The following is a 14221-nucleotide window of genomic DNA, read 5'->3' as shown; positions in this document are numbered from 1 at the left end:
CCTGGCCGCTCAGCGACTGACAGGTGCCGCCTGCTCCATCGGAGGGAGCAGGCGGCCGCGCGCCAAGAGGTAGAGCGTACCAACAGCGACCCCGGCGACCAGCAGGTTGGCGCCGACGAAGAGGACAGGCGCGATCGTGGCGACTGCGGCGCTGCCTTCCACTCGTGACAGGCGCACCGCAGCGCCGGCAAGCGCGGTCGCCCCGAACGAAAACGCCCAATAGGAGGCGGCGAAAGGTTGCTCGACGATCCAAGGCGCCAGGCGCAGCAACAGAAGCGCCTGAAGCAGCGCGTAGCCGAGCAGCGCATGCGCCGCTAGGACGTTGGTGCCGCCGACCGCGAGATAGCACGCCGCACCGACTGCCGGCGGGGCGAGCTGGATCCCGAGCGCTGGCCGCAGTGAAGGTGGCATGACCGGACCCGTGTAGAGCCGGTGGAGTAACACGGACTCGATCGCGAGCCAGGAGAAGAACGCCGCGCCGAAGGCGAGCTGACCCCAATCGGCCCAGCCGAGCGCGGCAGCCGTGGTACCGCCGACGAAGCCGGCCGCGACGATCGGCAGATACAGGATCGGTGTCGAAGTGCCGGGTTCGCGGCCGCCACGCCAGAGCAGACCGGTTCGCCACAGACCAAAGGAGAGCGCGAAAGTTGCGCCGGCCAAAAACAACAAGAGCGCCAGAGCGCGCGAGTGGGGTAGCGCGCCTTGAGCGATCAGCAGGGTTGCGACACCCGCGAGGCCGATGAAGCAGCACTGGACAGGATGGTCGGCTTCCTCGCGAGCCTGATCGGGCGCGACGATCCATTTGCGTGCGTAGAGCGTCGTGACGGTTGCCCACACCAGCGCGGCGCAAGCGAACAGGACCTCGCCGAACGCAGCAGGCAGGCGCCAGACCGCATGTGCCGCCCGCCAGCAGTTGGCCAGGCCTCCGAGACCAAGCACGATCCCGAAGAAGGCGACTGGAACGTGCGCCGCCGCCGGCGCCGATGACGTGCGCAAGCCGCTTCTCCCAAAAACCTGCTGAAGATCAGACTCCGCGATAGACCAGACGCGTAAAAAGCGCGCCGCTGATCACGCCCCGTCCCCATCGAGCGTCGAACGCCGCCGTTGGATGCGCCGCTACCACTTGGTCGATCGACTTGCCCTGCGCCTTGAGCGCCGAGACTCTGCTGCGGATCGCCATCAGCATGTCGCGCCATTGCGTGAGATCGGTGCGATTGCCGACCGGGCCGTGACCAGGCACGAACAAGGTACGCGCGTTCGACATAGCGAGGTTGGCGTTGGCGGCGCGGATCGCACCGTCAATGCTGCCGCCGGTAACATAGTCGATGAACGGATAGACGCCATTCCAGAAGGTATCGCCGGTGGAGAGGATGTTCGCGTTGACAAAATAGACCGACACGTCGCCATCGGTGTGCCCAGCTCGGTAGTGACGTATCCTAAGCGTCTCGCCCGCGAAGCGCATCGTCTTGTCGCCCGCGAGGATCTCATTGGGGAGAGCTTCCTTCGGAACGGGCGTGAAGGTGTGCTCCCATTCCGCGATGTGATTGGTCTGGGTTAGCCGGGCATAGGCTCTGCGGCTGGCAATTAAGGTGGCGCCGGCGCGGCGAACCCAGCCATTTCCGTCCGTGTGATCCCAATGCCAGTGCGTATTGACGACATAGCGCAGCTTGCCCGGGCCGATGTTACGCAGCGCCGCCGCGATCTTGGGCTGGGACACCGCAATGCCTGCGTCGACCATCAGCAGGCCCGCTGGACCGGACAGAACCGTGATCTCTCCGCCCGAGCCGTCGAGCATGGATACGTTCCCGCGAACATGGTGAACCGTCACCGGGCTGGCGGCGGCGGCAGCGTTGATGTCCGAATAGGGGCTCGCGCCGGCGGGCGCTGCCGCGAGTGAGCCGACGGCCGCAATGGCAATGGCGACGCGAGACCAGTGACGGATCGTCATCTACTTCCTCCTCAGGGCATGCGCGTGCCCCAATTAAACGATGCTGGATGGAGTTGTGGCGCCGCACCGGACGGGGGCAGATCCGGTGCGGCGCAGACGACGTCAGGTCCTGAGGAAGGCGAGCAAGTCGCTGATGACTTCCTCCCGGTGGGTCGCGGGGAGGCCGTGCGGGGCACCCGGGTAGACCTTGAGCGTCGCGTCCTTGATCAGCTTGACGGATTTGCGTGCGGCATCGTCGATCGGGACGATCTGATCGTCGTCGCCATGGATCAGTAGCGTGGGAATCTGGAACTTCTTGAGGTCCTCGTGAAAGAGAGTTTCGGAGAATTGCTTGATGCAGTCGTGCGCGCCCTTGAGGCCCGCCATCATCGATTGCTGCCAGAAGGCATCCTTCACGCCTTGCGAGACCTTGGCGCCGGGTCGGTTGGCGCCGTAGAAGGGCTCGGCGAGGTCGCGATAGAATTGCGATCGGTCGGCGAGCAGATCCCGGCGCAAGCCGTCGAACACCTCGATCGGCAGGCCGTCGGGATTGGCCGCCGTCTTGAGCATGGTCGGCGGGATCGCCGATACCAACACCGCGCGCTTGACGCGGGAGCAGCCGTGACGACCGATATACCGGGTCACCTCACCCCCGCCCGTCGAATGCCCGACATGCGTCACATCGTGGACATCGAGAGCCTGGACAAGTGCTGCGAGATCGTCGGCATAAGTGTCCATGTCATTGCCGTTCCAGGTCTGGCTGGAACGACCATGGCCACGGCGGTCGTGCGCGATCGCCCGGTATCCGTTCGAGGCAAGCGCGAAGAGCTGGTCCTCCCAGGCGTCGGCGTTGAGCGGCCACCCATGTGAGAACATGACGACGGGGCCGGTTCCCCAGTCCTTGTAGAAGATCTCGGCGCCGTCCTTGGTCGTGATGAAGCTCATGCTCTTGCCTTTCCGCGGGAGGGGACGCGGCGTCGCCGCGTGGATGACCGGCGAGGCGCTCGCCGGAAGATTGAAGCCGGAAGCAGCGACAAGCCCGACGGCCATCGCGGACCCCAGCACGCGGCGTCGTGTCAGCATGGGATCGGTCTGGTCCTGGCACATTCGCTAGTCCTTCGGGATCGGATGAGCGCCGAGGATCGTCAGCGATCCTGGGCCTTGTCCTGCCGAGAATAGGCTTGCCGCCGAGACACTCCGAGCAAGTTGCCGTGAACCTGAGTGAGAAGCTGCAAGTCGCTCCGAACCGGTCGCGGCGCGGCGCCCAATTGTTGAGCGTCGTCTCATCACATCTCACGGCGCTTTGCCGTGCCTCACGCGCCCGTGCGAACCCTGAGACTTATGCAGACTTGTCTCTCCGGAGGGAGGCAGCGCGCCACGGCGACGCTTCACGATCACGCCAGCAGCAGGAGGGGACGTCCATGCCGATCGTAAATCCCAGTTCTGGCGGCGCGGAACGCCGCGTCGAACCCGATAGAATCGCGGATGGCCCGATGATGCGGAACCTCGGCGGCGCTACCCCCACCGACGAGGCGGAGGAGATGAGGCGTTTGGCAAATCTCGGCCTGATGTCGGTGGAGGTCGCGCACGATCTGGGCAACCTCATCCAGGTGATCGGGAGCGCGCTGCGGCTGATCGACCGAAGCTTGAAGGAGCCGACCGGCCTCGATATCGGCTATTGCTGCGCGGGCGCCCTCCTCGCCCTCGACCAGGCGACCGAGCTTCGCCACCAGCTCCTCGAGTTCACCAGGCCGCCGGGTGCGCCGCCGGAAACCGTCGAGCTCAGGTCCGCGCTCGCCGGCTTCAGCAACCTCGTCATGCTCACTGCCGGGAACGATATCCTCGTCGACTTCTTCGCCGACGATAGCGGCGTGGCAGTGGCGTGCGACGAGCGTGATTTGAAGAGCGTCGTACTCAACTTGGTCGCCAACGCCAGGAACGCGATGCCAGAGGGAGGGCGTCTCACGATCGCAATATCGTGTGAGGAAGATTTGACCGCAGCGGAGATTCCGTCCGCGCAAAATTCGGCGATCCTGCGGGTCTCCGACACCGGCTGCGGCATGTCGGCCGATACCTTGGCGCGGGTGTTCGAGCCCTTTTTCACGACGCGCGAAGGCGACGGTGGGACAGGGATCGGGCTGGCTATGGTGAGCCGCTTCGTTCATCGGCTGGGCGGATCCGCCCACATCGAGAGCGAGATCGGCAAAGGCACAACGGTGACTTTGCGGCTTCCGGCGGCCGGGCCGCGATCACTAGCCCACGCTTGATCACGGTTTCTCGCAATCAATCACGCGATTTTCGCAGCGATCCGGGGTCTCATGCGCGCGATCGACCGCTCCCTTTCGCTGCAAAACTCTGGAGAACGACGATGCGCAAATTGAAACTTGTCGCCGCCGCGTTTGGATTGCTGAACCTCACGGCGGCGTTCGCGCAGACTGCACCCGCGCCCGCGCCCAAGCCGACGACGATCGTGCTTGTTCACGGCGCGTTCGCGGGTTCATCGAGCTGGAACCGCGTCATCACCGATCTCCACGCCGACGGCTATTCGGTGATCGCCGCTGCGGTGCCGCTGCGCAGCCTGAAAAGCGATGCCGCTTATGTCGCGAGCTTGGCGGCGAGCATCCCCGGGCCTGTCGTGCTGGTCGGCCATTCCTATGGTGGTGAAGTCATCTCGGCCGCCGCGGCCGGGCGGCCTAACGTCAAGGCTTTGGTGTTCGTCTCGGGATTGGCACCCGACATCGGGGAAAGCGCGGCGAGCCTTGGCGCTCGGTTTCCAACAGGTACGCTCGGTACGGCACTCGCACCGCCGGTACCGCTCGCGGACGGCACCACCGACCTCTACATCCTCCAGTCACGCTACTGGAAACAGTTCGCCGCCGACGTTCCGGAGCAAGAGGCCAGTCAGATGGCATCGACTCAACGTCCCGTCTCCGGCACTGCGCTTGGCGAGCCTGCCGCCTCGCAGTCGTGGCGGACTTTGCCGTCCTGGTTCATCTGGGGCTCGCTCGATCGCAACATTCCAGCCGCGCTCCACGCCTTCATGGCGAAGCGCGCCGGAGCTCGCGTGGCAATCGAAATGCCCGGCGCATCACACGTGGTTATGATCTCGCATCACCGCGCGGTCGCCAATCTCATAGAGCAGGCGGCCGCCGCGAAATGAGCAGAGCGGATAGGGGATCGCTCGCGTACTCGCGACGTCACTCTCGCGCGTCATCCGGTTCCGTCGGCTTCCGCCTGCGAACGGGAAAAGGATAGCACGCGCAGACCGGGCGGGAGTCGGTTCGCTACCGGCACCTGGTGCGATCCCAACGCGCTCAGAAACCCTTCGAGCGAGCCGTAGGACGCAACCAGCAGGGCAACCGAGTGCAAGAGTTCCTCGAGCAACGCCGCGGGCGTGCCGGGCGCAGCCGGCTCGGCTCTCGCGGAATCGATCCCAGTGGCGAGCGGCGTCTCAATGGCCCCGTCGTTGTTCAACCGCACCGGGTTCGTGCTCGCGTCCGCCGCGAGGAGATAGCCGCGGCCGGGCACCGTCTTAATCAGATCTGCGTCTGGACCCAGGGCGCGGCGCAATGCCGCTACCTGGAAGCGCAGATTGCTTTCCTCCAGATACGTCGCCGGCCAGACATAGTCGGTTATCTTGTTCTTGGGCGTCACGGTTCCCCGATTCCGCAGTAGGATCACCAGTAGATCGAAAGCGCGGCCGCCGATGCAGACCGGCTCGCCGTTTCGCAGCAGCGTGCGCGAAGCGGGCAATAGTGTGTAGGCTCGAAAGCTGAGAACCTCGTCGCCTATTGCCGCCGCATTTGGCGTGCGGGCAAGTACGGCCATGCGCGGCGCGACATCAATCGTGTCATCCGCGACGACATCTTCGTGCTGTTGCTCAAGCATGATCGAAGCCCCCTTGCGAGAATGCATCCGTGCATCACCTTAGGCCCGTGCGAGCGGTGGCCGCATGCCGATCAGGTGCTCAGTTGCAGGGACGCACGCTCGCCGCAAAGCCGCACGCTGGATTACAGCGGAAGAAAAATTCCTTCGGCGCGTGTGGGTTGGACTGATCTTTGCGTCTTTCCCCAACGAGTGCACTCAGAACAGGCCGAGCATCGATGCCATTGGAGCGGTATCCCGTTCCCAAACTAGATCAGCTCCCGGCAATGGGTCATTCTCCGTCGATGAACCAGCCCGGAGATCACGGCGATGACGCCCTCCTCGTAGAGGCTTTCCAGTTCCGGGCCGCGCTCGTTCATTATTTCAGGCGAAAACATGCTGATACAACCGAGCTCGAAGATCTCGCTCAGGAGGTATTCGTGCGGATCGCCGGCAGGCAGTCGACAGAGCGAGTCGCCAATGTCGGTGCTTATGTGTTCCAGACCGCGGCCAGCGTGCTCAGCGATCGCCACCGCCGGCGAACCGTGCGGCACGCCGATGATCACATCGCCTTCGACAGCGCCCGGCATGATGAGGCCGATCTGGACGCCTCGCGGATCGTGGAGGGGCGGCAAGACCTTCGCGCCGTCATCGCTTTACTGCACGCTTTGCCCGAACGGACGCGCACCATCTTCCTGCTTCGCCGTCTTGACGGGCAACCCTATGCCGACATCGCCGTCCAAATGGGTCTTTCGGTGAGCGCGGTCGAAAAGCACATGCTGCGCGCGACGCGCCATCTGCTGTCCTTCAAGCCGGAGGTGTGGTGATGGTACGGGCAGTGATCACACTCGAGGAGGTGCTCGCCAAATCGCCTGCCGACGCCGCCGCCTTCTGGTTGGTCCGGCAGGATGGTGGCGAGAGCGAGCATGACGACCTGGTCTTTGAGCAATGGCTGCAAGCCGATCCCGCGCATGGTCGGGAGTGGGCCCACGCGTGCGAGGCTTGGGAGGGTGTCGCGGCGCTCGACGCCGAAGAGATGGACGAGCTGCACAAATCATCGTCGCGAAGTGGCTGGTGGCGCGATTGGCGCAGCGCTGCCGCAGCATCGATCGCAGCCATTGCGATCGGCTGCGGCGCCCTCCTCTGGACACCGTATGTCGTCGAGCAGCCCCACACTCAGATCGCATCCCTGAACGACCCTGGCTCGCGCTTGCGAAAGCTCACTACACTGACGGGAGAGCGTCGCTCCTTCACCCTCGAGGACAGGAGCGTCGTGACCCTCAATACCGGCAGCACGCTGCTGGTGCGGTTCGGACCAGTGGAACGAAGGATTACGCTCGTTCGCGGCCAGGTCTATTTCGACGTCGCGCATGATGCGGCGAAGCCCTTTGTCGTCGAGAGCGCCGGCAGCACGATAACCGCGACCGGCACCCATTTCGAGGTCGAGACTGGGGACGAGAGCATGCGCGTGATCCTCGTTGAAGGCCGCGTCCAAGTCGTCGCGCCCTGGGCCGGCAAGGCGAAACCGATCGATCTTTTGCCAGGCCAGCAACTTCTTGCGAGCCGGTCCGGCGTGACGGTCGGAAAGGCGGATCTAGCCAGCGTGAGCGAATGGCAGAACGGACTGGTTTCCTTCCACGACACGCCGCTTTCGCAAGCCGTGCTGGAACTCAATCGCTATTCCACCGGCAAGCACCTGCTTATCCGGGATCCCAAGGTCGCGGCGATACGGATCAGCGGATCGTTCCATACCGGCGACCTCCGGCGGTTCGCGCGCACGATCGCGGAAATCTATCCCGTCCGCACCGTCGAGAGCGCGAGCGTCATCGAACTGGTTTCGAGGGGAAGGCCGCCCCGCTGAACCGAGGGCACGCACCGGAGCATTGCACCATCCCCGTACAGACAGATCGCATCCGAAATGGTAAGGAAAGCGATGCGCGGCGGGGGTGTTTTCCGATGCGGACAGGGAGGGATTTCGCAAGGCGATCCGTAATCGCCCTGTACTGCTCGCTCTGGTCGGTCGCCCCGGCCGGTGCGCAGCAGGCTGGGCCGACCGAGATCCGTATTCGCGCTGGCCCGCTCTCGACGGCGCTTTCCGAGCTCGCGCAGTCTCAGCGCCTCGACCTCATCTTCGACGAACGCCTTCTCGCCAAACGTACGACTGTCGCAATTCGCGGTCGCATGACGATCGACGAAGCATTGCGGCGTCTGCTCGGCGGAACGGGAATCGGGTATCGGCACAGCTCGGACAACGTCATCCTGCTTTTTGCCCAGTCCGCTGTCACGAAGGCGCCCGAGGACGAAGCCGTTGCCGACATACTCGTGGTCGGACGACTGACACAGAATACGGACATCCGCCGTACGGAAAACGACATCCAGCCCTATCGGGTCGTGAGCCAGCGTGACGCCGAAGAGACCCACCGCGATGGTATCGACGATGTCCTTCGTGCCCGTGAGACCCAGAACGATCAAATCCTCTCGGCAAGCCAGGATCCCTTCACGCGCACCGGGTCGAACCAATCCGAGATCGACCTCAGGGGGCTAGGCTCCCAACAGACCCTGGTCTTGATCGACGGACATCGAATGCCATCGATACCGAACGCATTTCAGGGCCTGCAACAGCCCGATCTCAACGCCATTCCCATCGGGATGATCGAACGCATCGAGACACTGCCGTCGACCGCTGGCGGCATTTACGGACCAGGCGCGACCGGCGGCATCATCAACGTTGTGCTCCGTCGCACCTACCGGGGTGCCGAGGGCAATCTTGTCGGAGGGATCACCGAGCGCGGCGACGCAAAGCGCTTGCGTGCCGAGGCGCGCATCGGCTTCACGCCGGACGGCGGGCGCACCGACGTCATGTTGTTCGTAAGTCGCACACAGTCGGGACCGATCCATGTCGGCGACCGCGACTTCGCTGAACGAGCGGAGCTGCGGGCGCTCGCAAATTCACCAGCTGCCTATCTCGGACGCTATCCAGCCGGCAACGGCCTGAATGTCTTCAGCCAGGCGGGGAATCTTGCGCTCGATCCGGGACTGGGCGGCGCCTCGCTTGGCTCTCCCATCACTTCTGCGACAGCAGCATCTTTTGCATCGGCATCGGATCGCCTCGCTTCCTTTGTCAACCGTGCCGGTCAGATCGTTACGGCATTGCCGGCAAACGCAAGCGGTGCCGGGGGTGATCTGCTGACCCGGCCGACGCTCACGTCGGGCTTCCTGAATGTCAGGCATCAGTTTGGTGGAGGGATCGAGGCGTATGTCGACGGATTATATCTGCGAAACGCCAGTACAGTCACCGGCCGCGCGATAGCGACTTCTGCGCCGCTTGACGCCGACGCGGCGGGCAATCCGTTTGCTCAACCGATAATCCTGACCTTTCCCATTCCGACGGTCGGTCCAGCGTCGCATACCGATATCACTGAATTTCGGGTGACGACCGGGCTGATCATTCCGTTGTTCGACCGATGGCGCGCGAATCTCGACTATAGCTACGCCCAAACGAACCTCGACTTCCGCGCGAGCTTCACCGGCGTCAGTGGCGATTTCTACAGCGTGATCGGCACCGGAAATCCGGGCCCGAACGGACAGCCGCCGCTCGATCCAATAGGAGATTGGAACGGCTTCATCCAGGCTTTGCCCCAATATCTTGAGACCACCGCATTGATTATCCACCGGGCCGACCGGCGGTCCGAGGGATCGCTACGCGTCTCGGGGCCTCTCCTATCGCTCCCCGGCGGAAGGCTGACCCTTACCGGGCTGGTCGGCGCGTGGCGAGAACAGGTCCCTGGATCCAACTATCAATTTCAGTCTGGCTCGATTTTGATTTCGAACCCAGCTCCGAGATTCACGCAAGACGATCGCTACGCCTATGCGGAGCTGCGAGCGCCACTCGTGCCGTTGGACTCTGGGCTGTCGCCGCTCCGTGGGCTCGAACTGCAGCTCGCAGGAAGGTTCGACGCACAAGCGACACGGGTGCCGCTTGGCGGCTCGGGATCTGACCTCACCAGCAATAGCGCCTTTACATTTCGCCAGAACGCTACCGTTTTCACGGCAGGCATTCGCGCCTTCCCGCGACCATGGTTGATGGTGCGCGGTAGCTTGGCGACGGGCCAACTGCCGCCAACCGTCGATCAAGTCGGTTTCGCGCAATTTCAGGCCAGTTTCGATATCGGTTTGAGCGATCCCAAGCGCGGAGGCCGGCAGATCGGCGAGGAAGGCTCGGTCATCCTGTTTTCGGGCGGTTCACCGACCCTTCGTCCCGAACGGGCCCGAAGCATTTCGCTCGGTTTCGTGATCAACCCGAGCGGAAGTGGGCCGCGCTTTTCCCTCGACTTCACGCGGATCGATAAGCGGGCGGAGATTTCGACCGTTTACTCGGGCAATCTGAACTACTTCCTGGCAAACGAGGCCAAATACCCCGATCGTGTTCTGAGAGCGCCGTTGACCCCAGAGGACGCCTCGCTCGGCTTCACGGCGGGCCGCATTACCGAAATCGATACCCGCTCGTTCAACAGTGGCCGCACGGTCGTGGAAGCCATCGATGCTCAATGGGACTGGCAAGTGCCTGTTGGCGCTACAAGCAGCTTTGGATCGCATGCGAAGCTGACCTGGGAACCGCAATTGTGGCGACGAAAGGCTCCCGATCTCCCTGCCGTCAATCTGGTCGGGTTCATGGATGGCCCTCTCGAATGGCGGGGCAATGTCGGTTTCGACTGGCAACGAGGTCCCATTTCGGTCGGGCTCAATGGCCAGTATTTCAGCAGCTACCTCGTCGCGAATTCCGGATACAATGCCACCGCCGCCAATCCGCAGGTCGTCGCCTATCAGGGCGCCTCGAAGATTCCTGCGCAGTTCTATCTCGATCTTGATGCGCGATGGCGCTTCTCATTGGCCGGCGGGTCAAGGTCACGCAGGTCGGGGGAGATAGCGTTAGGAGTAGTGAATCTTGCCGATCATCGACCGCCGATCGTCGCGAATCCGGATGGCGTTGGTTACAGCACTTATGGCGACCCGAGAGGGCGGCGATTGGAACTCTCGGTCTCGGTCCGCTATTGAGCGCCCCGGGGTCAGTTGCATTCAGTTGGAGGTGACCGGCCGCTCCTGACGATAGCTGTCGTTCGACCTATCGCTCCGGAACGACTGGTTTGTCCCAGATGTCGTCATTCCGCCGTCGACGGCTGTTGCCAGATTCTTTCGGCTTTCGAGAGACGCGCCGGAGCATTCAACAGCGAAGAGCGGGCGTGTCTGCTGGGCGATTTTCTCCGTTAAAGATCGACCAGTGGGAGATCTGAAGTGCTCACCGGATACTGCTAGACGAGAGTCTCTGCGCGACGAGATCGCCGGCCAGCCACGTCACATACGATAGTGGGCACCGGAGCGAATCTCTCAAAACTTGCCCGCTGGGATTTATGTTTTCGCCGCTCCATGTTAGATACGGATTATTGAGCCCGATCATCAACTTAGGGGTTGATCTACGAGCCGAAGCGATTCAAAATGTGCCCTGGGCGTTTTTAAGAACGCCTCGTAAATGTTTGATATTCCACCATTTTTGAGCAGCACCTGTGCGTACGGTGCATTACAAACGGCCAAGGCCGTGCGTCCCCTCAAAGCTGCGACCAAGGTCGCAGCCCAGCCTCGTGCCGGAAGGCGCGGGGCTCCCCGGCAGGGGGCTCTTCTTTCGATCCCGGTTGACGTGACGTGCGGTCGGCAGGAAAAGAGGATCGGCGGGCAGACCTTTTCGAAAGGAACTGGTCCATGCCCAAACTCACCGAACGCGAAAAGCTCGCCGACCTCGAATCCCGCCAGCGCAAGCTGGCGCAGGAACTCGCCAATGCCCGCCAGGCGCTGCGCGCCCGCTATGCCGCCATCGTCCCCGAACTCGGCATCGAACGCCTGACCGAGCGCGAGTTTCGCGACCTGTTGACCCAGGCCATCCGCGCCGGCGGCCCCGCCGCGCTGGCCGCGCTGAAACCCCTGCCCGCTGCCCCTGCCTGACTCAAAGTGTCGCCCGCAGGGCGCCCCAGCGGCGAGCATGGCGGAGCCACGCGCAGGAGGCCAATACCCTTTTCGGGTATTGCCTCGCCCGGCGACGGACCCGGCCAAAGCCGGGTTCCCGAGCCGGGCGAATCTTCCCTCTCGACAAAAAAAGGGCCGGTCCGAGGCTGCCCCCGGACCGGCCCTAATAGTCACACGGCCCGTGCCTGTCCCGCAAGCGTCAGGAAGTGTGACGGCACCCTAGCACTTTTCAGCGCCCGCGCGAGATGCGACTGCAAGCCCGACCCTTCGCAGACTACCGCTTCCACCGGTTGGAGTCGCAGGAGTTGCTCGTTACGCGCAAATCCCGCCCGATTCCCAAGCCGGCGGTCGAGCCCGAATGCAATCACCTTGGCACCGCGGCTCGCAGCCCAGGCAGCGGCAATCGCGTCACACCCCTTGTCCTGCGCCGTCGTCGCCAGCACCATCGCCGGCACGCGCGCTCTGATCTGGTCGAGCCGGTCCCAGATCTGACGGTAATCCTGCCAGGCCTGACCTCCCGAAAACACCACCACCGGCCCCTTGGGCGCATGCGCGTCGATCCGCCGGTCGCGTCGCGCCGCGAGGAAGTCGGTCGCAGCGATGACCGAAGCGGTGCGTTTGCTCGATACCAAAGTTGCCCGAACCGCCGACCAGGGACGTCCGGTCTCGGCATGGAACATGGCCGCCGCATGATCGCGCATGCAGGCGAGTGCATCCTGCACCTCGTCGAGCGACTGGCAGAGCAGTTGCGCTTCTTCGAGTTCGGTTGCCGCGACCTCGCTGCCATCGGCGCCGCGGATAAGCCCCTGGACCTGGACAGCGGCGCGATCGGCCTCACCCGCCACCTGCTCGGCGACCTTGTGGAAGGTGTGCACCACCCCCCAGGCCAACCTGTCCACGACCCGGTCCAGTCGCGTGTCGCGCAGGAGGTCGAACAAGGTCGTCACCAGCATCTCCACCCCGAGTTGGACCTGGTGGGGATCAGGCATGTCTACTGAAACCGGATCCTCCCCGCAGTCGATCCTGACCTGGTCGATCGTCTCGACAAAAGCCTCGGCGAAGCTGTCAGCGGGCTGGGCGGTTTCCTCGGCAAGGAAAGCGGCAATGTCGGCGAAGCGGGCGATGGAACGGGCGGGCTTGGTCATGACGGTCTCCTTCTTCTTCTGAATTGAAGAGACCTTTTTCACGGCACGGGCTCCGAGCCTCGGGGTCAAGGATCGCGTCAGCGACCGCGTCAGCGGCGATGGGGGTCACGATTTTCTTCGGCGCGCGCACACGCCAGTTGGAACGTGCTGCCGCCGTTCGCCGAAGAAAATGGTGGGGCCCCGTCGTCCTTGAGGCCGATGCGTACCCGTGCCAGACTCGGCATTGTTGAGAGAGAATATTTTGAAGAACCGACCGAGCCCCACAGGCTCATCTCGCGCCCGATCAGGCTGCCTTGCGGCGGTGCCACGGCGCTGCCACTAATCGGCGGACTTGCCCGCTATTACCATTGCGGGCACCGCATATTAACCACATCATCTGGATCGTTTCGCCTCCCGATTGGACGATCTTCGTGGCAGTCGGGCAATTCGAACTGGAGCCGCTTCCGCCGAGCGCAGCGCTGATCGAAGGCGTACCGGCAATTCATCTCCCGCGGGACGTGCGAGACACGATCAGACTTGACCACGGCTGAGCGCAGAGAGCTGGTCGTCAAACTCGACGACCTGCTCCCGGGCCAGCAAGCCTGGAGCCCGGGCTTGCTGGTGCGGGGTAATACGATGTCCAGCTCTACCTGGATGAGAATGGGCGCCGATATGAAGCGGCGCGACGTGGCTCAGTGGCCGATGGCGTTCCACGAGATCGAGCGGGTGATCAACGCCCTGCTGCCCGGAAGGGCTGCCCCCCAATGGTGGACCAACGAAGGCCCGGACAGCCGCCATATGCAATGCAATGCCTGGCGCGAGGCAGAGTTCGCCGCCTTCCTCGCCGGGCGCGAGCAAGTGGTGCTCCGCCGGTGCGTCACGTCGCCAGCCAACCCCGCCAACGATCAGCATAGGCATAATAAGGATTGCCCTCGTGATGTGCCCGAGCGGCGCGATCTCACAGGCGCCCCTGTCGCGCCCGGCGCTGCTGGGCACGGGTCATGACAGCCTCCTGATACGGGGGAATGAAAAAAGGACCGGGAGAGCAGGCTCCCCCGGTCCATGTCGATGCGGCTCAGAAAGGCACATCGTCATCCAGGTCGCGGCTGCCGCCACCGGCCAGGCCGCCATCATTGCCCGCGGTGCTGTCGCCGAAGCCGGCCTGCCCCTGGCTGTCGCCGTCGCCATAGTCGCGACGGCTGCTTCGGACCGCAGGCCCGAAATCRTCGCGACGCTGCGGCCGGCGCCACGCGGCGCGATAGCCCGGCCGGCGCCACGCGGCGCGATAGCC

Annotated in this window: 12 protein-coding genes and 1 pseudogene; 7 read left to right on the top strand and 6 right to left on the bottom strand. The window is 63.8% G+C overall.

From position 1 onward, the window contains the following. Nucleotides 1–9 precede the first annotated feature (9 nt). The 3 genes from tehA to AC1DX5_RS18695 form a co-directional block, all read right to left on the bottom strand. Nucleotides 10–996 carry a dicarboxylate transporter/tellurite-resistance protein TehA gene (tehA, locus tag AC1DX5_RS18705; RefSeq protein WP_478016667.1) on the bottom strand — a complete coding sequence of 329 codons (987 nt, stop codon included), beginning with the start codon at nucleotides 994–996 and terminating at the stop codon, nucleotides 10–12. A gap of 28 nt (nucleotides 997–1024) precedes the next feature. Continuing rightward, on the bottom strand, nucleotides 1025–1948 hold the full coding sequence (locus AC1DX5_RS18700) for an MBL fold metallo-hydrolase (protein WP_478016666.1): 924 nt from the start codon (nucleotides 1946–1948) through the stop codon (nucleotides 1025–1027). Between the two features lie 102 nt (nucleotides 1949–2050). After that, nucleotides 2051–2872, bottom strand: coding sequence for an alpha/beta fold hydrolase (locus tag AC1DX5_RS18695; RefSeq protein ID WP_478016810.1), 822 nt, complete (start codon nucleotides 2870–2872; stop codon nucleotides 2051–2053). 476 nt (nucleotides 2873–3348) lie between these two features. Between AC1DX5_RS18695 and AC1DX5_RS18690 the strand changes: the two genes are divergently transcribed. Further along, nucleotides 3349–4194, top strand: coding sequence for a sensor histidine kinase (locus AC1DX5_RS18690; RefSeq protein ID WP_478016665.1), 846 nt, complete (start codon nucleotides 3349–3351; stop codon nucleotides 4192–4194). Next, nucleotides 4191–5087, top strand: a complete 897-nt coding sequence (locus AC1DX5_RS18685) for an alpha/beta fold hydrolase (protein ID WP_478016664.1) — start codon at nucleotides 4191–4193, stop codon at nucleotides 5085–5087. The genes AC1DX5_RS18690 and AC1DX5_RS18685 overlap by 4 nt, the downstream gene beginning before the upstream one ends. A 50-nt stretch (nucleotides 5088–5137) precedes the next feature. Here the strand turns inward: AC1DX5_RS18685 and AC1DX5_RS18680 are convergent, their stop codons facing one another. After that, nucleotides 5138–5815: a winged helix-turn-helix domain-containing protein gene (locus AC1DX5_RS18680; RefSeq protein ID WP_478016663.1), complete on the bottom strand. Its 678-nt coding sequence runs from the start codon at nucleotides 5813–5815 to the stop codon at nucleotides 5138–5140. 281 nt (nucleotides 5816–6096) lie between these two features. On the opposite strand from AC1DX5_RS18680, the gene AC1DX5_RS18675 reads away from it, so the two are divergent. The 4 genes from AC1DX5_RS18675 to AC1DX5_RS18660 all read left to right on the top strand — a co-directional run bounded on the left by AC1DX5_RS18675 (nucleotide 6097) and on the right by AC1DX5_RS18660 (nucleotide 11785). Next, nucleotides 6097–6618: an RNA polymerase sigma factor gene (locus tag AC1DX5_RS18675; protein ID WP_478016662.1), complete on the top strand. Its 522-nt coding sequence runs from the start codon at nucleotides 6097–6099 to the stop codon at nucleotides 6616–6618. An 11-nt stretch (nucleotides 6619–6629) separates the two neighbouring features. Next, entirely contained in the window at nucleotides 6630–7652 is a 1023-nt protein-coding gene (locus AC1DX5_RS18670) for a FecR family protein (protein ID WP_478016661.1), read from the top strand. A 95-nt stretch (nucleotides 7653–7747) separates the two neighbouring features. Then, nucleotides 7748–10846, top strand: coding sequence for a TonB-dependent receptor (locus AC1DX5_RS18665; RefSeq protein ID WP_478016660.1), 3099 nt, complete (start codon nucleotides 7748–7750; stop codon nucleotides 10844–10846). A gap of 699 nt (nucleotides 10847–11545) precedes the next feature. Beyond that, nucleotides 11546–11785, top strand: a complete 240-nt coding sequence (locus tag AC1DX5_RS18660) for a hypothetical protein (protein ID WP_478016659.1) — start codon at nucleotides 11546–11548, stop codon at nucleotides 11783–11785. 191 nt (nucleotides 11786–11976) lie between these two features. Here AC1DX5_RS18660 and AC1DX5_RS18655 read toward each other — a convergent pair whose 3' ends face one another. Beyond that, the gene (locus AC1DX5_RS18655; RefSeq protein ID WP_478016658.1) at nucleotides 11977–12951 is read right to left on the bottom strand and encodes a DUF2493 domain-containing protein; all 975 of its coding nucleotides are present in this window, start codon (nucleotides 12949–12951) and stop codon (nucleotides 11977–11979) included. Between the two features lie 516 nt (nucleotides 12952–13467). Here AC1DX5_RS18655 and AC1DX5_RS18650 point away from each other — a divergent pair. Next, the gene (locus tag AC1DX5_RS18650; protein ID WP_478016657.1) at nucleotides 13468–13935 is read left to right on the top strand and encodes a hypothetical protein; all 468 of its coding nucleotides are present in this window, start codon (nucleotides 13468–13470) and stop codon (nucleotides 13933–13935) included. Between the two features lie 70 nt (nucleotides 13936–14005). On the opposite strand, the pseudogene AC1DX5_RS18645 reads toward AC1DX5_RS18650, so the two are convergent. Further along, nucleotides 14006–14221 (bottom strand): annotated as a pseudogene (locus tag AC1DX5_RS18645) (hypothetical protein); the annotation flags it as partial.

This window comes from Sphingomonas sp. P2_B6, from assembly GCF_056404755.1.
Note: the sequence above shows the minus strand (reverse complement) of the source record. Positions and strands in the feature narration are given on the sequence as shown.

Bases quoted from the DNA above. Each gene is read 5' to 3' on its own strand.
- AC1DX5_RS18700 (WP_478016666.1), bottom strand. From the start codon at position 1,948: ATGACGATCCGTCACTGGTCTCGCGTCGCCATTGCCATTGCGGCCGTC.
- AC1DX5_RS18695 (WP_478016810.1), bottom strand. From the start codon at position 2,872: ATGAGCTTCATCACGACCAAGGACGGCGCCGAGATCTTCTACAAGGAC.
- AC1DX5_RS18690 (WP_478016665.1), top strand. From the start codon at position 3,349: ATGCCGATCGTAAATCCCAGTTCTGGCGGCGCGGAACGCCGCGTCGAA.
- AC1DX5_RS18680 (WP_478016663.1), bottom strand. From the start codon at position 5,815: ATGCTTGAGCAACAGCACGAAGATGTCGTCGCGGATGACACGATTGAT.
- AC1DX5_RS18675 (WP_478016662.1), top strand. From the start codon at position 6,097: ATGAACCAGCCCGGAGATCACGGCGATGACGCCCTCCTCGTAGAGGCT.
- AC1DX5_RS18665 (WP_478016660.1), top strand. From the start codon at position 7,748: ATGCGGACAGGGAGGGATTTCGCAAGGCGATCCGTAATCGCCCTGTAC.
- AC1DX5_RS18660 (WP_478016659.1), top strand. From the start codon at position 11,546: ATGCCCAAACTCACCGAACGCGAAAAGCTCGCCGACCTCGAATCCCGC.
- AC1DX5_RS18655 (WP_478016658.1), bottom strand. From the start codon at position 12,951: ATGACCAAGCCCGCCCGTTCCATCGCCCGCTTCGCCGACATTGCCGCT.